At 32.9% G+C, this 19,427-nt stretch carries 16 protein-coding genes; 8 read left to right on the top strand and 8 right to left on the bottom strand.

Features of this window, described 5'->3' with window-relative positions; genetic code table 11:
* The first annotated feature begins 71 nt into the window (after positions 1 to 71).
* The 5 genes from ACKGJY_RS06415 to ACKGJY_RS06395 all read left to right on the top strand — a co-directional run bounded on the left by ACKGJY_RS06415 (position 72) and on the right by ACKGJY_RS06395 (position 4,351).
* The gene (locus tag ACKGJY_RS06415) at positions 72 to 1,091 is read left to right on the top strand and encodes a DHH family phosphoesterase (protein ID WP_413973041.1); all 1,020 of its coding nucleotides are present in this window, start codon (positions 72 to 74) and stop codon (positions 1,089 to 1,091) included.
* Positions 1,084 to 1,632 carry a gliding motility-associated peptidyl-prolyl isomerase GldI gene (gldI, locus tag ACKGJY_RS06410; RefSeq protein ID WP_413973040.1) on the top strand — a complete coding sequence of 183 codons (549 nt, stop codon included), beginning with the start codon at positions 1,084 to 1,086 and terminating at the stop codon, positions 1,630 to 1,632. The genes ACKGJY_RS06415 and gldI overlap by 8 nt, the downstream gene beginning before the upstream one ends.
* A gap of 1 nt (position 1,633) precedes the next feature.
* Positions 1,634 to 2,761 (top strand): peptidylprolyl isomerase, encoded by a 1,128-nt coding sequence (locus ACKGJY_RS06405; RefSeq protein WP_413973039.1) that lies wholly within the window; start codon positions 1,634 to 1,636, stop codon positions 2,759 to 2,761.
* A 174-nt stretch (positions 2,762 to 2,935) separates the two neighbouring features.
* A complete protein-coding gene (gene lgt, locus ACKGJY_RS06400) occupies positions 2,936 to 3,859 on the top strand; it encodes a prolipoprotein diacylglyceryl transferase (protein ID WP_413973038.1) in 924 nt (307 codons plus the stop codon).
* 3 nt (positions 3,860 to 3,862) lie between these two features.
* Entirely contained in the window at positions 3,863 to 4,351 is a 489-nt protein-coding gene (locus ACKGJY_RS06395) for a DUF192 domain-containing protein (RefSeq protein WP_413973037.1), read from the top strand.
* A gap of 9 nt (positions 4,352 to 4,360) precedes the next feature.
* On the opposite strand, the gene guaB is transcribed toward ACKGJY_RS06395, so the two are convergent.
* The 6 genes from guaB to ACKGJY_RS06365 form a co-directional block, all read right to left on the bottom strand.
* The gene (guaB, locus tag ACKGJY_RS06390; protein WP_413973036.1) at positions 4,361 to 5,833 is read right to left on the bottom strand and encodes an IMP dehydrogenase; all 1,473 of its coding nucleotides are present in this window, start codon (positions 5,831 to 5,833) and stop codon (positions 4,361 to 4,363) included.
* Positions 5,834 to 6,133: 300 nt separating this feature from the next.
* Entirely contained in the window at positions 6,134 to 8,557 is a 2,424-nt protein-coding gene (locus ACKGJY_RS06385) for a TonB-dependent receptor domain-containing protein (RefSeq protein ID WP_413973374.1), read from the bottom strand.
* Complete coding sequence (locus tag ACKGJY_RS06380; protein ID WP_413973035.1) at positions 8,538 to 9,899, bottom strand: HTTM domain-containing protein; 1,362 nt, start codon at positions 9,897 to 9,899, stop codon at positions 8,538 to 8,540. Before ACKGJY_RS06380 ends, ACKGJY_RS06385 begins: the two co-directional genes overlap by 20 nt.
* Positions 9,900 to 9,956: 57 nt before the next feature.
* Positions 9,957 to 11,087: an imelysin family protein gene (locus tag ACKGJY_RS06375; protein WP_413973034.1), complete on the bottom strand. Its 1,131-nt coding sequence runs from the start codon at positions 11,085 to 11,087 to the stop codon at positions 9,957 to 9,959.
* Positions 11,088 to 11,196: 109 nt separating this feature from the next.
* Positions 11,197 to 12,402 carry a DUF4856 domain-containing protein gene (locus ACKGJY_RS06370; protein WP_413973033.1) on the bottom strand — a complete coding sequence of 402 codons (1,206 nt, stop codon included), beginning with the start codon at positions 12,400 to 12,402 and terminating at the stop codon, positions 11,197 to 11,199.
* A 197-nt stretch (positions 12,403 to 12,599) separates the two neighbouring features.
* Positions 12,600 to 13,463, bottom strand: a complete 864-nt coding sequence (locus tag ACKGJY_RS06365) for a hydroxymethylglutaryl-CoA lyase (protein ID WP_413973032.1) — start codon at positions 13,461 to 13,463, stop codon at positions 12,600 to 12,602.
* Positions 13,464 to 13,571: 108 nt separating this feature from the next.
* Here ACKGJY_RS06365 and ACKGJY_RS06360 point away from each other — a divergent pair, with 108 nt between their 5' ends.
* On the top strand, positions 13,572 to 14,501 hold the full coding sequence (locus tag ACKGJY_RS06360) for a spondin domain-containing protein (protein WP_413973031.1): 930 nt from the start codon (positions 13,572 to 13,574) through the stop codon (positions 14,499 to 14,501).
* Between the two features lie 89 nt (positions 14,502 to 14,590).
* Positions 14,591 to 16,600: a T9SS type A sorting domain-containing protein gene (locus tag ACKGJY_RS06355; RefSeq protein ID WP_413973030.1), complete on the top strand. Its 2,010-nt coding sequence runs from the start codon at positions 14,591 to 14,593 to the stop codon at positions 16,598 to 16,600.
* 12 nt (positions 16,601 to 16,612) lie between these two features.
* Here the strand turns inward: ACKGJY_RS06355 and ACKGJY_RS06350 are convergent, their stop codons facing one another.
* Complete coding sequence (locus ACKGJY_RS06350; protein WP_413973373.1) at positions 16,613 to 17,644, bottom strand: quinone-dependent dihydroorotate dehydrogenase; 1,032 nt, start codon at positions 17,642 to 17,644, stop codon at positions 16,613 to 16,615.
* Positions 17,645 to 17,786: 142 nt separating this feature from the next.
* Here ACKGJY_RS06350 and pepT point away from each other — a divergent pair, with 142 nt between their 5' ends.
* The gene (gene pepT / locus ACKGJY_RS06345; protein WP_413973029.1) at positions 17,787 to 19,031 is read left to right on the top strand and encodes a peptidase T; all 1,245 of its coding nucleotides are present in this window, start codon (positions 17,787 to 17,789) and stop codon (positions 19,029 to 19,031) included.
* 85 nt (positions 19,032 to 19,116) lie between these two features.
* On the opposite strand, the gene yajC is transcribed toward pepT, so the two are convergent.
* Positions 19,117 to 19,416 (bottom strand): preprotein translocase subunit YajC, encoded by a 300-nt coding sequence (gene yajC / locus ACKGJY_RS06340; RefSeq protein ID WP_413973028.1) that lies wholly within the window; start codon positions 19,414 to 19,416, stop codon positions 19,117 to 19,119.
* Between the last annotated feature and the right edge of the window lie 11 nt (positions 19,417 to 19,427).

Genomic DNA, 19,427 nt, shown 5'->3' with positions numbered 1-19,427 from the left:
TTTTTTATTTGCCGCAAAAGTAACGCATTTTCAACAAATAGCAAGTTTAAAAAATTGTATATTCGTTTCCTATGAATACAAACGATATTAATGCAGTAAAAGCATTATTAAGCACACCAAAACATATAGTTATAGTTTGCCATAAAAATCCTGATGGTGATGCTATTGGCTCAACGTTAGGCCTATATCATTATCTTAAAAAGTACCATCATAATTTACAAGTAATAACACCAAATGATTATCCAGAATTTTTAAAATGGGTACCTGGTGAGGATACTATTTATAAATACGACGTGCAAACTGAAATAAGTGATAAAACCATTAATGCTGCTGATATTATTTTTACTTTAGATTTTAATGCCTTTCATAGAACAGGGCAAATGCAAGCTATACTTGAAACCACGAAAGCAACAAAAATTTTAATCGATCACCATCAAGAACCTGATGATTATGCTACTTACACATATAGCGATGTAAGTATGAGTTCTACTTGTGAAATGATATATCATTTTATAAATATGCTAAGCGATACTGATAAAATTGATACAAATATTGCAACATGTCTTTATTTAGGTATCATGACAGACACAGGATCTTTCAGGTTTGCTGCTACTACAAGTACTACACATCGTATTGTAGCAGAATTGATTGAAAAAGGTGCAAAAAACTCAGAGATACACAATAACGTTTACGATACAAATAGCTACAATAGGTTACAGTTGTTAGGTTGTGCGTTAACAAATTTAAAAATTATTCCAGAGTTAAAAACTGCCTATATTACGCTAACACAAAACGAATTACGCAAATTCGACTATAAAAAAGGAGATACTGAAGGTGTAGTAAATTATGCACTCTCTTTAGATAATGTTATTTTTGCCGCTATTTTTATAGAAGACAGGCAAGAGGGAATTATTAAAATTTCATTACGCTCAAAAGGTAGTTTTTCTGTAAACGAATTTTCAAGAGCACATTTTAGTGGTGGTGGCCATAATAATGCTGCAGGCGGACGAAGTGAAACATCGCTACCCGCTACAATTGAAAAATTTCTTAGTATATTACCTCAATATAAAGACGCCCTACATCATGAATAAATCTTTAACTTTAATAACTATTTTGCTTTTTTGCTTTGCGTGCAAAACGCCCGAAGCTCGAAAACCTGTTTCTGTAAAAACGGGTTCGTTTATAGATCAATCTGTAGAACGCAATAAAAAACTGAATGCAAAAGAACAAGCACAGTTTAACCAAATAATGTCTGCTAATTCTAGTAATGAATATTTAGCCTCTGAAAACGGATTTTGGTACTACTATAATACTAAAACTAATGAAGCTATTGCTCCTACGCCTAACTATGGTGATATTGTAAATTACTCTTATACATTAAAAGATTTAAAGGGAAACCTTATCTATCCAGTTGATAATTTTAAAAATTTAAACTATACTATGGATAGACAAGAGTTATTTACTGGTTTACGTGAAGGTTTAAAACTTATGAAACCTGGTGAAACCGTTACGTTTTTATTCCCTTCTCAAAAAGCTTACGGCTATTATGGTGATGAGAATAAAATTGGTACAAATATTCCTCTTATTGCAGAAGTTACTGTAAATTCTATCACAAAAACAGAAGATAATTAGCATGTTAAAATTGAATACTATAACCGTTTGTATTGTAACGGTTTTTACACTAGCGCTTTCGGGTTGTAAATCGCAATACCCAGAATTAGAAGATGGTATTTACGCCGAAATAAATACCACAAAAGGAAAAATGGTAGCTAAATTAAATTATAAAAAGGCACCAGTTACTTCAGCAAATTTTATTGCACTAGCAGAAGGCACAAACACTTTAGTTAATGAGAAATACAAAAAAGAAAAGTTTTACGATGGTTTAATTTTTCATCGTATTATTGATAAATTTATGGTACAAGGTGGCGATCCTTTGGGTACTGGCGCTGGAAACCCTGGTTATCGTTTTATGGATGAATTTCATCCTGACTTAAAACATGATAAACCAGGCATTTTAGCCATGGCAAATTCTGGATCAAACACTAACGGTAGTCAATTTTATATTACCGAAGTACCGCGTCCAGATTTAGATAATCGTTATAGCGTTTTTGGCGAATTGGTTTTTGGCTTAGATGTGCAAGATTCTATTTCTAATATTGAAACCGATGCTAGAGATAAACCAATAGACAGCGTAGTTATTAACCAACTAAAGATAATTAGAAAAGGTAGTGATGCTAAAAAATTTAATGCCCCTTATGTTTTTGAAAGTCATTTTGCTGAACGCGAAAAAAGAGAAAAAGCTGAAAAAGCGCGTAAAGAAAACATAAAAAATAAAACTGTTGAAAAGCATCGTTTACAAAAAGAAAAAGCTACAACTTTAGAGTCTGGTCTAAAATATTATATTTCTAAAGCTGGAGATGGTGAACCACTCAAAGTATTCTCAAAAGCTATGGCGCACTATGCTCTATTTTTTGAAGACGGAAAATTACTTGACACAAGCGATTTATCATTAGCTGAAGCTTTAGAAGCTGTTAATCAAAGAAAAAAAGCAGCAAATGCTTATAAACCTATAAAAGCAGATTTAAGTCCCGATGCTACCATGATAGCAGGTTTTAAAGAAGGCTTACAACACTTAAGAGTTGGAGATAAGGCTACTCTATTTGTTCCTTATCACTTAGGATATGGAGAAGCAGGAAACCGAGGTATACCGCCTAAAACAAATCTTATTTTTGAGGTTGAAATTTTGAGTTTAGCCAAATAAGTATATATCAAATTTGATTTATAAACTTTTTTATTAAATTCAAATGGAGTCTGAGATAACAAATTATTAATACACTAAAGCAAAAATTTAGTGAGTTGTTTTTAAAATAGGTAAACAAAAATTTAACACTAAAGTGGTGTTAAACCTTTATATTTACGCAGTAAAATAATATTCATGCACGCATTAAAGTTTAACTGGAATCCTGTAACAGGAATTGATATCGTAGGCGATTTTAAACTACATTTTTATAGCCTTATGTGGGTTATAGCTTTTATTTTGGGTTGGTACATTATGAAGCGTATCTACACAAAAGAAAAGATTAACCTAGAGTATTTAGACCCTATGTTTATATACGTGGTATTATCTACCATGCTAGGTGCGCGTTTAGGTCATGTGCTCTTTTATCAATCTGAACTTATAAAGCAAGACTTTTTTAGCATATTTTTACCTTTTAGTTTTAAAGATGGTATACAATTTACTGGTTTTCAAGGATTAGCAAGTCATGGCGCTGCAATAGGTATTATTGTTGGTATGTATCTATACCGTAAAAAATACAATTACAAATCGTTACTTTGGATTTTAGATCGTATAGTGATTCCTGTAGCTTCAGGTGCTGTATTTGTAAGAATTGGTAATTTTATTAATTCTGAAATTATCGGAAAAGCCTCAGGCGATTTTCCGCTTGGTGTACGTTTTATTCAAGATTATTATAATAAATACGAAGTTGTTAGAAAAACAGGAGTTAAAGATGTACAAGATGCCTATAACGCTATTGCTAGCAATCCAGAATTATTAGAAGCGGTACCCTATCGTCACCCTTCTCAACTATACGAATCATTTTGTTATATTTTTGTTTTTCTTTTATTGTGGTATTTCTATTCTAAAACTCCTAAAAAAAACCAAACTGGTTTTCTTTTTGGTTTGTTTTTAGTGTTATTATGGACAGTAAGGTTCTTTGTAGAATACGTAAAAGAGCCGCAAGGAGACGAATATATAAATTGGTTCAATTTAAATACTGGTCAATGGCTAAGTATTCCTTTCATTGTAATAGGCTTATATTTTATGTTTATTTATAAACCTAAAACGGTGGTACGTTAAAACATGAAACGTTTTTTAAGTCCTTTCTATATCTCACTGCTTATAAGTGTCGCTTTTTATTCTTGTAAGAAAGAAACAAAGGCTGTTTCCCAAACCGAAGTTACATTTAAAAAAGAAGGTAAATTATCTATTTTTAATTCTGAAAAAGATACTTTAAAAATTGCATTAGATATTGAAGTTGCAGATACAGATTTTGATATCCAAACAGGATTAATGTACCGCAATACCATGGCAAAAAAACAAGGCATGCTATTTATTTTTGAAGATGAGCAACAACGCTTTTTCTACATGAAAAACACAAGAATACCATTAGATATTATCTATATGAATTCGGATACAACTATTGTGAGCTTTCAAAAAAATGCAAAACCCTTTAATGAAACGTCATTACCATCAGAAATTCCTGCTAAATATGTTTTAGAAATTAATGCAGGATTAACTGATACTTGGGGGTTAAAAGTTGGTGATGCAGTCTACTTTTCAAAACTATAACAAAAACTACTATCTAGAATAATTAGGTGATTCTTTAGTAATGGTTACATCATGTGGATGACTCTCATTAATACCACTTGCTGTAATTTTTACAAACTGACCCGTTTCTTTTAAAGTAGCAATATCTTTAGCGCCGCAATAGCCCATACCTGCACGTAAACCACCAACAAACTGATGGATACTTTCGTTTAATTCGCCTTTGTAAGGCACACGACCAACAATACCCTCTGGTACTAGTTTTTTAATATCGTCTTCTACATCTTGGAAATAACGGTCTTTACTCCCTTGCTTCATAGCTTCTACAGAACCCATGCCACGGTAAGACTTAAATTTACGCCCTTCGTAAATAATGGTTTCTCCTGGAGATTCTTTTGTACCTGCTAAAAGCGACCCTAACATTACGGTATCTGCACCCGCTGCAATAGCTTTTGGAATATCACCTGTGTAACGAATACCACCATCTGCAATTACAGGAACACCTGTACCTTTTATAGCCGCAGCAACTTCTAATACTGCTGAAAATTGTGGAAAACCAACACCTGCAACAACGCGTGTAGTACATATAGAACCTGGACCAATACCAACTTTAACAGCATCTGCGCCAGCTTCTACTAAATATTTAGCTGCAGCACCTGTGGCTATATTACCAACAATAACATCGAGCTGCGGAAACTTTTTCTTTATTTCTTTTAATATACTTACTACGCCTTTAGTATGCCCGTGAGCGGTATCAATTACTACAGCATCAACACTAGCATTAACTAAGGCTTCTGCCCTATCTACAGCATCACCAGTAACACCAATAGCTGCAGCTACACGTAAACGCCCATATTTATCTTTATTGGCATTTGGTTTCTGACTTAGCTTTGTAATGTCTCTAAACGTTATTAAGCCAGATAATTTATAGTTATCGTCAACTATCAATAGCTTTTCTATTTTATGTTCTTGAAGTATGCTTTCGGCATCATTTAACGACGTACCCACTGCTGCTGTTACTAAATTTTCAGAGGTCATAACCTCAGCGATAGATTTTTTGTTTTCATGCTCAAAACGTAAATCACGATTAGTAACTATACCTTTAAGGGTACCATCTTTATCTACAATTGGTATACCACCAATGCTATGTTCTGCCATGTTTTGTTTAGCATCTGCAACTGTTGCGGTGAGTGGTAAAGTAACAGGATCTATGATCATACCGCTTTCTGCACGCTTAACACGACGTACTTTCATAGCTTGAGCTTCTATACTCATGTTTTTATGAAGTACACCAATACCACCTTCTTGCGCCATAGCTATGGCCATTTTACTTTCGGTTACGGTATCCATTGCCGCCGAAATAATCGGTACGTTAATGGTAATGTTTTTTGTGAATTTTGTTTGAATACTTACCTCTCTTGGTAATACTTCTGAAAAGGCTGGTACTAGAAGTACATCGTCGTAAGTTAAACCTTCACCTAGAATTTTGTTTTCGTGTGCAGTCATGTTGCAATTACAGTTATAATTGCGTGCAAATATACGATTTAATTTATAGATTAATTATTATGATGCAAGAATTAAAAAATACATACGTTTGCAAAAATACGTGCTATAATTTAGTAAGGATTGACCTGAGCAGATGCGTGCGTGAGGGATTGCAGTGGCATCCTTTTGTTTTGTATGATAAGATGCTATAGCTACTTATTAATACTACCAATTTTATTAAAATTATCTCACCTTAATAGCAGGACAAAAACAAAAGATATAACGGAAAGCCCGACCCTTTAGGGGCACGCCCAAAAAATTTTAAAATTTAATCTGTAAAGTTGTATACCAATTTCTTGGAGCTGATGGAATAATTCCTGGCCCTGGATAACCAGTTGCTCTTCTAGTAAAATAGGCATTGTCTAAAACGTTATTTATACCTGTTTCTAATTTGAAATTTTTGAAAGTGTACGATAAAGACACATCTAAAATATCGTACTCTGGAATTTCACCAATAACGCCACTTAAGCTTGCTTGGGTAGAGTTGGTAGCATCTGTAAATTGCCTTCCTAAATAAGTGTATTGAATGCTTGCTAAAAGGTTTTTATACCCACCATTAAGCCCTGTTTTAAGGTTTAAATCTGGCACAAACTCAACTTGGTTACCTTCTATTCCAGCTTGTTGAGACACTGTATATTGAGAATTGATAATGGAGGTATTTACAAAATAATTCAATTGAAAATCGTTACTTAGGTTTACTATTTTTTTAAGATTGAAATCGAACAAAGATTCTATGCCATACATTACAGCGTCTCCCACATTACCCCTTTCGCTAGTTACTCTACCATCGGGTAAACCTTTTTGAATGAAGCCAATACGATCGTTATAGAATAAACCGAAAACGCCTAAATCGTAAGATACGTATCTCTTGAAATTACCACGAATTCCTAAATCGGCAGTAAACCCTTTTTCGTCGGTAATATCAGGATTAATTGAAAACGCAGGATTGATAATATTAATATCTGAAAATGTTACCGAGCGGTAGTTTTGAGAAATATTACCATAAAACTCTAGGCTTTTATTTGGTTTGTAGCTTAAACCTACACCAAGCAATACGAAGGAACGTTCAAAATTACGATCGTCTCTAATCTCTTCGTTTAAAATAACATTGCCCGCACCGTCTGTATTTATACGCCTAAAAAAGCCTTCGCTTTGGGTTTTTATATATTCGAATCTAAACCCTGGCGTTACTGAAAATTGATCTGACAGGTAAAATATATTTTCACCAAAAAGGGCAACGTTTAGGTTTGGCAAATCAAATTCTGATTGGTCTGGATAGTTTGGAAATTCGTCTTCTGCAAAATTAAAATCAGCACCTAAACCATCACTTCCAGGGCCTTGTTTTTGGTAATTATCTGCTTTATAAAACTTACCACCTATAAGAAATGTGGCGTTTTTATCTTGTATTTTGTATTTGCTTAATAGTCGTGTTTCGAAACCAAAATTATTAAAATCGCCCACAATTAAATCGCGCTCATTCCCTGGATCTGATTGGTTTACACGATTGGTTCTAAAACCTAGTGCATCTCTTGAGGCATTTAAACCAAAAATATTAAATGTGAAGTTGGTGTTCTCTGAAAATTTATGTGCAAATTTTAAGTTATACAATAACCAATTTACCTTAAACCAGTTACGAGCACGATTGCTTTGAAACGGGTTATCGTTAAACATATCGTCCGTTAAACCTCCTGCTTGTTGCGCTAAATAATTTAGATAGGTGACTTCTCCTTCTAATTTTGTGTTCTTGTTGAATTGATAGCCAATATGCGTAAAAATATTTTTAGATTCAAACTCAGAATTTGGTCTAAATCCATCCCCTTTTTTGTAATTAAAATAAGTGTAGTAACTCCATTTATTTTTGGTACCACTTACACTCGTAAAATTGGTATATAACCCAAAACTGCCTAAGGTGTTTCTAGTAATTAGCTCTATCGTTTTATCAGGGTTTGGTGCTTTTAGTTTAAAGTTGATTAAACCGCCAAACTGCGTACCGTATTGTAAAGACGCTGCACCGCGAATGACTTGAATTTCTGAAAGTCCTTCGGCAGCAGGTGTGTAATAACTTTCGGGATAGCCCAACACATCGGCGCTGATATCATAACCGTTTTGTCTGGTATTAAAATTTGCCGTTCTATTAGGGTCTAAACCACGCCCACCAACATTTAGCTGCAAACCTGCATCGTCATTTTGAAAAATATTTAAACCCGCTACTTGGCTGTAAATTTGTCTTGCATTATTAGATGCCAAATTAGCCAAAGATTGTTCTACCAAAACCACCTCTGTTTTTTTACCAGCATAAATAGCGGTTTCCTCTACATCTCTTAAGCGCTTTAATTCAAAAACACGTCGTTTACGTGCGTTAATAACAACTTCGGATAATTCAGTAGTTGAAGACTCTAATATGATTTTTAAAGACTTAGAATTTGTAGTAGAGATTTCTATTTCTTTTATCTCGTATTCCGAAGAAAAAAACAGTAAGCTTATGGTTTCTTTTGAAGTTTCAAATTGAAAATTACCAACACTATCTGTAGTTGTGAGTAATCCGGAGCTTTTATCGTACACCTCAATATTAGCTATAGGCGTATTTGTTTTTGCAAATAATACAACACCTTTTACTGTATTTTGGGCATATAACGAAACACTTACTAAAAGTGCTATAAGTAAATTACAATCCTTTAATCTCATCATTAAAAGGCAATAGCCAAAGCTTGGGTTTAAACGATTTTTTTTCGGCGTACAAATTTACACTTTTATCTACATATAGGCTGCTTAATCTTCCATTTAGTGCCACATAACTTTCCACAAATACTTGTACATTTTTGTGCCCTTGTTGGGTGAAATGATCTCCCAGATAATGTGCATATTCTAATATAAAATCAGGTTGAAAACTCATTTGTTTTTCTTGAAACGTTGTTAAGAAATCTTTATTATCTACATAAAAAAATGCGCCTGTGTCTCCATCTACAATTTTAAAGGTTGAGATTCCCATTTTTTCCATAAGCATCACGCGCCAAGAAAAGCGGTAGCCTTCTTCTGTCCAAAACAACTCTCCTGGGTATAAAAGATATCTAAATGGTAAGATAAATTGAATGATAAAAAATATAGATAACAACAAAATAACTGGTGTTCTAGATTGAAAAATATATCTTTCTCTTACATGAATATATTTTGATTTTGAAAAGGAGAATAGTTTTTTTAGGGCATTGATTATTTTTTGATGAAAACCTGCATCAAAGAAAATTAATGTAGATACAATCATGATAAACGGAAACATCCCGATTGGAAACAACACTCGAGTAAATACATGAAAAAACACAACAGCTACGAAAGCAAAAACTCTTGTTTTTCTGTATAATAATAAAAACGGTATGGTTAAATCGTACAGCATACCACCCCAACTCATGGCATAATGAAACCAATTTTGATGCATAAAAGCTTCACCAATTAATGGGATATCGTATTTTGAAGTGAGCCATATTTTTAAGGGTTGCGCTCTAAATAACCAATCGCTATTCAGTTTTGCCAATCCTGCATAAAAATAGACAATACCTAACAGGAGTTTTAAACTATCAATCGTCCATTTAGGAATAGTCTCGTAACTTTTTTTTCTAAGAATATTATCTAAAGAATAATAGGCATTTGCAGGTAAAAAAATCATTAAAAAACTTAAGAGGCTTACAAAATAATAATGATTGAGATAAGTGGTTTTATCCATCAACTCTATATATGTAAAAGTCAGAAAAAAGATAATGATTGCTATTCTGTATTTAAAACCTATGGCTATACATATGGAAGCAATAGCGCAAATAACAAATAATACGTAAGTGTAATTCCCAATTGGTTTTACCCACTCGAACCCATAATAAGAAAAATGAAATTTTGGCTCTAAGTATAAGGTTTCAATCCAACCATGATACCAAAAGCGAAGGATACTAAAACACATCATAATACCAAAAGCTATCCTAAAAACAGCTAACGGTGCTGCGTGTGCAGTTTGGTTTATGTATGTTTTAAAATTGAAATTCATATAAAATAAAAAAGGTTGTCTTTTTTTAAGACAACCTTTTGAGTGTTTTTTTGTGTTTTAATCGCCATCACTATCTACAAAACCTTCATCCAAGGATACTTGAAATACTCCCATCATATCTACTTTTAAAGACACAACAGCAGTTTGTAAAGCATCATAAGCTTGAGTCATCTTAGTATTATCTGTGTCTACTTGATTGTAAAAACTATCATCTAAAACCTCAAGTTTCTGTTTAGCTTCATTAAATTTAGATGTAATTGTAGTAGCTAAATCATTTCTACCTAAAGCTTCTAAATAGGTTTTAAAACTTTCTCCAGTGCTTGATTCGTTATAAGTTTTTCCATTGAAAAAGTCCTGTACTGCGGTTAGAGCTTCTAAGGCCAATAACTTGGACACGTCCTTCTTGTAAAACGCTTCTACCTTATTCGGTAAAGGCTCATTAGAAAAGTTACCAGCAGGAATTCCTATCTTATTTGCTCTTAAACCTCTCTCATAATAAAAGACAAAATCATTAACAATCTTACTAATCGAACCTGTTGTAGAACTAGAAAGATTAGTTACAAAAGTGTCTCTATAGTTATTTTTCCAATCATTAAGAATGGTATTATTTAGGGTATTCATTCTTGCCACAACATTATCTAAATAAGTAACATAACCCTCTTTTTTTGAATTTGAAGTGAATTTGTCTAATGCCGTAGCATCACTATCTGCTACACCATGAATTAGAAAATCCAATGCAGGAAAACCTTGTCCGTCGTGATAGTTTCCAGTTGTTAAGTCGTAATTTCCTGTTCCTGCTCCATTTTCAATATCTGATACTTCTAAAGGATAGATATTAAAGAAAGACACAAAACCTATAAAGTTTGTATTATCTATACCTTCGGCTTTACCAATATTAAACATTTCTACATATTGCCAAACTTTATAGGCCTCTAACCAAGCATCACTTAAAGCATCAAGATTACTTTGAGACATGTCGTTAACAAAGTTTCCTCTGGCAACATCTAGAGCAGAAAGTTTAGTTTGTAAATCTTCAAAAGCAGGAATTATAATATTATCGGCTACATTGGTTAATAAAGCACCTCTATCAAAATTATCATTACCTCCTGTTGAATCATCATCTGTAGATGACGAGCTACACGCCACAATAATACCTAGACAAATTAATCCTAAAAAAAACTTTTTCATAATCTAAAATTTATTCCTTTTCTTTTTTTGCAAAAATACAAAAAGCAGTTGCTCCAATTCATCATGAAACAACTACTTTTTTATAAATAATAACTAAATTAAACTCATATTAATTTGTACTTCCTGCTTGGGCAACTGTAAAATTAAATTTAGCTGCTATAGTGTTAGACATTGTATCTAAGGCATCTTCGCTAATATCCCAAAACCCATTTCCTGCTGTTAAGGTTGTGATAAATCCATCAACTTCAGCTTTTGTAAAATATGGTGCATCAGTATTGGGTTGTCTTGTAAATTGCAAACTGTAAATAAATCCGAATCCTTCTGATAAATCATGAAATGCAGCACCTTTATCAGTGTCTAATATATTTTTGCCTTGTTGTAAATAATACACAGCTCTTATACCAATAACCTCTGATATTTTTTCTCTTAAAAAGGCAGCTTGTGCGTCTCTAACTTCATAATTTTTGGCAACAATTGCAGCTCTCCCTAACTTAAACGCTTGGTAAATCTCTTCTGCAATTCCAGCAAAATCAGGATCGCCTTCTACACGACCTATGTATTTATTAAGGAAACTATCTGCACCTAAATCTAAATTTGGATTAGCTGGGTCTGCATTTAAACCATAAGTATAACCATAAGCTTCATCCCACTTATGCTCCATGTTAGTGTAAGGTTTACCCTCTGCAACAACATCGTTATCATTATCTGTTACGTTAGAACCTGCATCTAAAACAGCAGGACTTAGGTAATTATTTAGTGTTTGGTCTACCATTAAAGCACCAATTAGCCCTTTATTTACTGCTTGGTTATACTCTAAGCCTTTAGCATTTACATATCTTGTTGAGCCACCACCAGCTTCTTGTATTTTTCCAGCAATACCTGCTGCTGCATCAACATCCCAGTTTGGGTAAACCTCATCTACTTGCGCAGCTATCCAGCTTTCAAAATCTGCTTTTATAGCATTAGCATCTGTAGTGTTTGCAGAAAAGTAATCTGCAGAAGCTGCAGTTTTACTTCTAATGCTTTTACTTGAGGCATTTAAATCAGCATCCGCAAAATTATCGCCTGTATTGGTAAACATACCATCTATTTGAGCTTCAGATTTTGATGTGTCCTTTAACGCATCAATTAATTCCTCTCCCATTTCAATTCTAGTAGTTTGCCCACTAAAACTTACTGTAGAGCTACCATCTCTTGTAAACTCAAACGTTGCCGGTGCAACTACACTAACTGGGTTTACAGTGTTATCATCGTCATTAGAACATGATTGGAATAAAGTAGCTACAACACATGCACTTAAAATTAATTTTTTCATTATGTTTTTTTGGCGTCTTTTTATTTAGACTTATTACAAATAGGTTTTCATTTGCAAATATAAAACTGAAAATTACTTACACAAAGTTTATTTAGATTAAATTTAAATAAAGATTTTTACCAATTTGTAATTAACTTATTTTTAGATATTTGAAGAAACTATAAGTTGAAAATTTAACATTTAGGTAAAGTAACTAATCAATGAAAATGATTGAAAATTTTACTTGCTTCATTATAAGCGCTCTCAAAACTCATAGCATTTAAATTGTTTTTTCCTTGTGAAGTAAAATAGGATAACAATTTCTCGGTAGGCATATTTCCAGTAAGCTCGTCTTTAGCCATGGGGCAACCCCCAAAGCCTTGAATAGCGCCATCAAAACGATAACATCCAGCCTTATATGCTGCATCCACTTTTTCAAACCATGTACTTGGAGTGGTGTGCAAATGCGCCCCAAATTCAATATTGGGATATTTTGGAATCAAATTTGAAAACAGATAATTGATGTTTTCAGCGTTAGAAGTTCCAACGGTATCACTTAGAGACAGTATTTTAACACCCATGTTCGCCAATTTTTCGGTCCACTCGCCTACTATATCCACATTCCAAGGGTCTCCATACGGATTCCCAAAACCCATAGAAATATAAACTACCAGTTGTTTATCTGCATTTTGTGCAATTTCGAGTATCTCTGATAGCACTTCTACCGATTGAGAAATCGTTTTATGCGTATTACGCATTTGAAAATTTTCTGAAATTGAAAATGGATAACCCAAATAGTCAATCATTTCATGTTTACAAGCATCATTTGCACCCCTAACATTGGCAATAATTGCCAATAACTTACTTGTAGTTTTAGATAGATCCAGTTGCGAAAGCAGCTCAGCAGTATCAACCATTTGAGGAATAGCTTTAGGTGACACAAAACTCCCAATATCAATCGTATCGTAACCCACACGTAATAAGGACTGAATATATTGCACTTTTTGGGCTGTAGGGATAAACTGCTTTATACCCTGCATCGCATCTCGTGGACATTCAATTATTTTTATGGGTTTTAACATTATATATTCAAAAATTTTAAAGCTAAAATTACTATTATTTTTAAGAATGTAAGGTTTTGATATTTTTTCGACTTACTTTAATTATAAAATACTCAATATAATCATCGTATGAAAAAAATTACTTTTATTTTGTCTTTTTTAACCTGCACATTTTCTTTTTCGCAAAGTACTGCAAATTATGATATTTCAGTAACTACAATTTGGAATACAACAGATCACACATCAGTTCCTGAAAGTGCTCATTGGTCTCCTCTTGCTGGCGCTACCCATAAAACTGCAAATACTATTTTAGAGTTTGGCACTAGTGCACCTACTACTAATGGCATAAAAAATATAGCTGAAACAGGTAACACAAGTGCTTTTAGTAGTGAAATAAGTGCTTTAATTACATCTGGTGAGGCAAATCAATATTTACAACAAGGGTTTGCTCCTTTTGCTGGAAACGCTAGTACTTCTAATATAAATAGTATTACTGTTAACGAAGATTTCCCTTTAATTACTTTAGTGTCTATGGTTGCACCAAGTCCAGATTGGTTTATAGCTATTAATAGTTTAGACCTAAAATCTGGAGACCCATCTATCAACAATGGATGGAGAGATACATTTACTATTGATGTGTTTGCTTACGATTCTGGTACAGACTCTGGTACAGATTATACTTCTGGTAATGCTGTAACATCTCCAAGAACATCAATAAGTATGGTTTCTGGATTTCCGATTAATGGGAATAGAATGGCTACAGTTACTTTCACATTTAACTCTTCTACATTAGGGTCAGAAAATTTAAATACTTTAGAAGGTATTTCAATTTTTCCTAATCCTGTAACTGATAAATTAACAATATCAAACCTTAATAACATTAATTTAGAAAGTATTGAAATTTTCACTGTATTAGGCAATCTAAATAGAAAAATTTTAATAAAAGATGTAATAACTACTATTCAAGTTGATACATCTAATTTAACCTCAGGCATCTACCTTTTAAAGCTTAATAATGAAGCTGGTGATAGTAAAACTCAAAAATTAATAGTACAATAATCACATGTTATCGATAAATAATTACTGTTAACGTTTTTATTTCAATGCCTTAATACAATGGGGTATGTTTGGTTTAAACTAAACGCCCCATGAAGTTTTATTCAGATTTTAATTTAACCTTACTTTCGATTTTACTATCGTTTGGGTTATCTATGTCTGGACAAAATTCATCATCTTTTTGTGGTACAGAAATTACAGATGAAGCCTTATCATATTATCAAAGTTTTCAAGACGATATTAAAAAGTATGAGGATGAGTTTATAGCAATCTCAGATAAACTCAGTAAAACTTCAAAAAATAAAAACACTATTCCACAGCCTTTAAACTCAATTCCTCTTAAAGCACACATAATGCGTACAACAGCAGGAAAAAATGGGTTAAGTTTAGATGCTTTATACACTGCAATTGCAGATTTAAACGCTACATATGCAGATGCTTACATGGAGTTTTTTCTATGCGATGGTATAAATTACATAAACAACGACGACTTGTTTTACAATTTTAATAGAACTGATGAGGCAGAATTAACAGAACAAAATTATATCCCTGGTGTTATAAATATTTATTTTACTAATAACGTTGAAGTAAGATTAGGCGAAAGTCTGTGCGGGTACTCTAATACTTTTGGAGGATCTGATGTTATAGTAATGAAAAATAATTGTGTTACAAACGGTGCGTCGTTAGCGCACGAAATAGGGCATTTCTTTTCGTTGTTGCATACACATGGTAGAGATAATCATACACTTACTACTGAGCTGGTAAACGGCTCTAATTGTGACACTGATGGCGATATGATTTGTGACACTCCTGCTGACCCCAAGCTAAGTATAGGCAACGTGACAAGTGATTGTGAATATATTGGTAATTTAAAAGATGCTAACGGAGACGATTTTAATCCTGATACGAGAAATATAATGTCTTACGCTCGCTCTACATGTAAATCTCATTTTTCTAAACTACAATTAGCTAGAATATACGCGTTTTATAAGTCTGCAAGACAATATTTAGCTTGTCCCTCTGCTAATGTAGAGTTTACTGCAGATACTTTTCAAGAATGTGATGATGAGTTGACTGTTACGTTTACAGACTTAAGTGTTGGTGCTATATCATGGCAGTGGGATGTTGATGGCGATCATGTTATAGACTACACCACACAACACCCAACGCATACCTTTACTAAGGGTATTTACGATGTAACTTTAACCATATCTACCAGAAACGTTGTTTTTAAAACAGACGAAGATACTAACGAGGATATTTATGGCACAATTAGTAAAACATTCTCTCAAATAATTAAAGTAGGTACTAAAGAAGACACCTCTCTAAATGTAAATTTTGATGCATTTGATTTTGCGAGTTCTAACGGTTGGTCTGCTATTGACGTATCTGGCAATGGCTATAATTGGTTAACAAATTCTGGTGAAACCGTATCTTCTAATACTGGTCCTGTTATTGACAAAACAAGCCATAAGAGTTCTGGTAATTATATTTATACAGAAGCATCTGGATCAAAAGAAGGTGATGTTACTGAATTTGTATCTCCATGTATCTCTATAAATAAAAATAATGTACAATTAGAATTCTTTTATCATATGTTTGGTGATAATATTGGAGAACTTCATGTGGACATAGAAACGCAAGATGATTATATCTATGATATCATACCACCACTTATCGGTGAACAACAAATAAATCAAACAGACGACTTTATAGCACAGTTAGTTAACCTTTCTCAGTTTTATGGGCAAACCATAAACATCCATTTTAGAGCCATTCGTGGAAATGGTTGGGCTGGCGATATCGCAATTGATGGTGTTAGTATTAAAGAGAATACTTTAGCTAATAAAAGCGATTCTAAATCTACTTTAAAATTATTTCCTAACCCTGTAACCAATGGCATTTTAAATATTGCTACGACCTCTGAAAAGAAAGCTTCTAATGATGATTATTATACCATTTCAAATCTAGTTGGTCAAGTATTTTTAATGGGACAATTAACCGGTAATGAACGAATAGATGTATCAAAATTGCCAAAGGGGTCTTACATAGTTACTATTGTAAGTGGAGACAACATAGAGGTAAAACAATTTATTAAATAATAGATATTCTATTTAATGTTCTAAAATTGCTTTATTAATCCGTTTTATCAAACTAGGTCCTTCATAAATAAAACCTGTATAAATTTGTACTAAGTCTGCACCTGCATTTAATTTTTCTAGAGCATCTTCTGCAGAATGTATGCCACCTACTCCAATTATAGGAAATGCTTTATTACTTTTTTCAGAGAGGTATTTAATCACTTTTGTACTTTTTTCTTTAATAGGTTGCCCACTCAATCCACCATTACCAATAGTGTCTAATTTTTCTTTTGAAGCTTTTAAATCACGTCTATCTGTAGATGTGTTACTAGCAATAACACCATCAAGATTTGTGTTTTTTACTAAGGTTATAATTTCGTCTAACTGACCATTATTTAAATCTGGAGCAATTTTTAAAACAATTGGTTTTTGGTTTTCAAAAGTTTTATTAGCATTTTGTACAGCACCAATTAATTCTTCTAGGTAATCTTTATCATTTAATTTAGCATGACTCCCAACATTCGGGCAACTCACATTTAATACAAAATAATCTACATAAGGATGAAGTGCATTAAAACATTCTAAATAATCCTTGGTATAATCTTCAGGTTTGGTAGCTGTATTTTTACCAATATTGCCGCCAATAATAAGTTGTCCTTTATTTTTTTTTAATTGACTAATAGCAGCTTGTAGACCTTCATTATTAAATCCCATTCTATTTATAATGCCTTTATCATCTTTTAGCCGAAACAAACGCTTTTTTGGGTTTCCAGCTTGTCCTTGTGGTGTAACTGTGCCTATTTCTATAAAACCAAATCCAAAATTTGAAAGTTCATTATACAACACTGCATTTTTATCAAATCCTGCAGCTAAACCTACGGGGTTTTTAAATTTTAAACCAAAAACTTCGCGTTCCAACCTCTTATCATTTACCAAATACAAACTTCTAAATAGTGCTGGAAATCCAGGGATTTTAGAAACAACTTTTATAACATCAAAAGTAAAATAATGAATTTTTTCGGGATCGAATGCGAAAAATATTGGTCTAAGAAGAGCTTTATACATCTGTAATATTTGTGCAAAAATAGGTGTAAATACTGTAAATAAAAAATTGACATTAAGTACGTATAATTCAACATTAATATTAATAAATAATCGTAAATTAGGGTTACTTAAATTGCACAAAATAATTGCAAAATTCATTTAAATGATTTCAAAAGAAAAGATAATAAAACGTTTTACAGGTTATGTTACTATAGACACAGAATCTGACCCAAATTCTAACACCACACCTAGCACAAAAAAACAATGGGATTTGGCCAATAAACTTGCTGATGAATTAAAAGCTATCGGCATGCAAGATGTATCTATTGATAACAATGCTTACATTATGGCTACACTACCAAGTAATGTAGATTATGATGTGCCAACTATAGGATTTATATCGCATTTTGATACGTCGCCTGATTTTACTGGTGCTAATGTAAAACCACAAATTATTGAGAATTATCACGGTGGAGATATTGTTTTAAATAAAGAAGAAAACATCATACTATCTCCCGATTATTTTGAAGATTTAAAATTGTATATAGGTCAAACCTTAATTACAACTGATGGTACTACACTTTTAGGTGCAGATGATAAAGCGGGTATTTGCGAAATTATTTCTGCTATGGAATATCTAATTAATCATCCTGAAATAAAACATGGAACTATTAAGGTAGGGTTTACACCCGACGAAGAAATTGGCAGAGGTGCACATAAATTTGATGTAGATAAATTTGGAGCTGAATGGGCATACACTATGGATGGTAGCCAAATTGGAGAATTAGAATATGAAAATTTTAATGCTGCAAGTGCTGTTGTAAAAATAAAAGGCAAAATTGTACACCCAGGATACGCTAAAGGAAAAATGATAAACTCTATGTATATAGCCACCGAGTTTTTAAATTCTCTACCAAGAATTGAAACTCCAGAGCATACCGATGGTTATCAAGGTTTTTTTCATTTGCATGATATAAAAGGTGATGTAGAACAAACTACGCTACATTATATTATTCGCGATCATGATAAACAACATTTTGAAGCTCGTAAAGAGGTTCTGCAAAAATTAACCAACGAATTAAATTCGCAATACGAAAGAGAGGTTGTTACTACAGAAATTAAAGATCAGTATTTTAACATGCGTGAAAAAATTGAACCCGTAATGCATATAGTAGATATTGCTGAAGAAGCCATGAAACAATTAGATATTGAACCACTAATTAAAGCCATAAGAGGAGGTACTGATGGCTCTCAACTAAGCTATATGGGATTACCATGCCCTAATATTTTTGCAGGAGGCCATAATTTTCATGGGCGCTACGAATATGTGCCTGTAGAAAGTATGATAAAAGCAACCGAAGTAATTTGTAAAATCGCTGAGATAACTTGCGAAAACGCAAAAAGTTAATTTAAATAAAACTATGTAACAACATAAAAAGGCTTTCCAAATATCATTGGAAAGCCTTTTTTTATAAGATAAATTAAATAAAACTTTACTTTTTAGCTGTAGCTGGCGTATTAAGCTTAGTACTCATTTCCATAGAAATAGCAGAACGATCAAACTTTAACTTACCTGCTAAGGTTTCAATTACACATGAGTTGTCTTTATCATTTAACTCTGCAACCTTACCATGCAAACCACTTTTAGTAATAATTCTATCTCCTTTTTTTAATTCAGCAGCAAATTTCTTTTCTTTCTTTGCGCGTTTCATTTGTGGTGCTATCATAAAAAAATAGATAACCACAAATATTAATAAATATGGCAATAAACTGCCGAATCCTCCGTCTCCCATTGGTTATATAT

It is taken from the genome of Hyunsoonleella sp. 2307UL5-6 (assembly GCF_047345485.1).
GTDB lineage: Bacteria > Bacteroidota > Bacteroidia > Flavobacteriales > Flavobacteriaceae > Jejuia.
This window is presented reverse-complemented; position numbering and strand designations above follow the sequence as displayed.

What these genes read in the sequence shown, in the direction of transcription:
- ACKGJY_RS06355 (WP_413973030.1), top strand. Translation starts at nt 14,591, where the DNA reads ATGAAGTTTTATTCAGATTTTAATTTAACCTTACTTTCGATTTTACTA.
- ACKGJY_RS06360 (WP_413973031.1), top strand. Translation starts at nt 13,572, where the DNA reads ATGAAAAAAATTACTTTTATTTTGTCTTTTTTAACCTGCACATTTTCT.
- ACKGJY_RS06405 (WP_413973039.1), top strand. Translation starts at nt 1,634, where the DNA reads ATGTTAAAATTGAATACTATAACCGTTTGTATTGTAACGGTTTTTACA.
- yajC (WP_413973028.1), bottom strand. Translation starts at nt 19,416, where the DNA reads ATGGGAGACGGAGGATTCGGCAGTTTATTGCCATATTTATTAATATTT.
- pepT (WP_413973029.1), top strand. Translation starts at nt 17,787, where the DNA reads ATGATTTCAAAAGAAAAGATAATAAAACGTTTTACAGGTTATGTTACT.
- ACKGJY_RS06385 (WP_413973374.1), bottom strand. Translation starts at nt 8,557, where the DNA reads ATGAGATTAAAGGATTGTAATTTACTTATAGCACTTTTAGTAAGTGTT.
- ACKGJY_RS06350 (WP_413973373.1), bottom strand. Translation starts at nt 17,644, where the DNA reads ATGTATAAAGCTCTTCTTAGACCAATATTTTTCGCATTCGATCCCGAA.
- guaB (WP_413973036.1), bottom strand. Translation starts at nt 5,833, where the DNA reads ATGACTGCACACGAAAACAAAATTCTAGGTGAAGGTTTAACTTACGAC.
- ACKGJY_RS06370 (WP_413973033.1), bottom strand. Translation starts at nt 12,402, where the DNA reads ATGAAAAAATTAATTTTAAGTGCATGTGTTGTAGCTACTTTATTCCAA.
- ACKGJY_RS06375 (WP_413973034.1), bottom strand. Translation starts at nt 11,087, where the DNA reads ATGAAAAAGTTTTTTTTAGGATTAATTTGTCTAGGTATTATTGTGGCG.
- ACKGJY_RS06415 (WP_413973041.1), top strand. Translation starts at nt 72, where the DNA reads ATGAATACAAACGATATTAATGCAGTAAAAGCATTATTAAGCACACCA.
- ACKGJY_RS06380 (WP_413973035.1), bottom strand. Translation starts at nt 9,899, where the DNA reads ATGAATTTCAATTTTAAAACATACATAAACCAAACTGCACACGCAGCA.
- ACKGJY_RS06365 (WP_413973032.1), bottom strand. Translation starts at nt 13,463, where the DNA reads ATGTTAAAACCCATAAAAATAATTGAATGTCCACGAGATGCGATGCAG.
- ACKGJY_RS06395 (WP_413973037.1), top strand. Translation starts at nt 3,863, where the DNA reads ATGAAACGTTTTTTAAGTCCTTTCTATATCTCACTGCTTATAAGTGTC.
- gldI (WP_413973040.1), top strand. Translation starts at nt 1,084, where the DNA reads ATGAATAAATCTTTAACTTTAATAACTATTTTGCTTTTTTGCTTTGCG.
- lgt (WP_413973038.1), top strand. Translation starts at nt 2,936, where the DNA reads ATGCACGCATTAAAGTTTAACTGGAATCCTGTAACAGGAATTGATATC.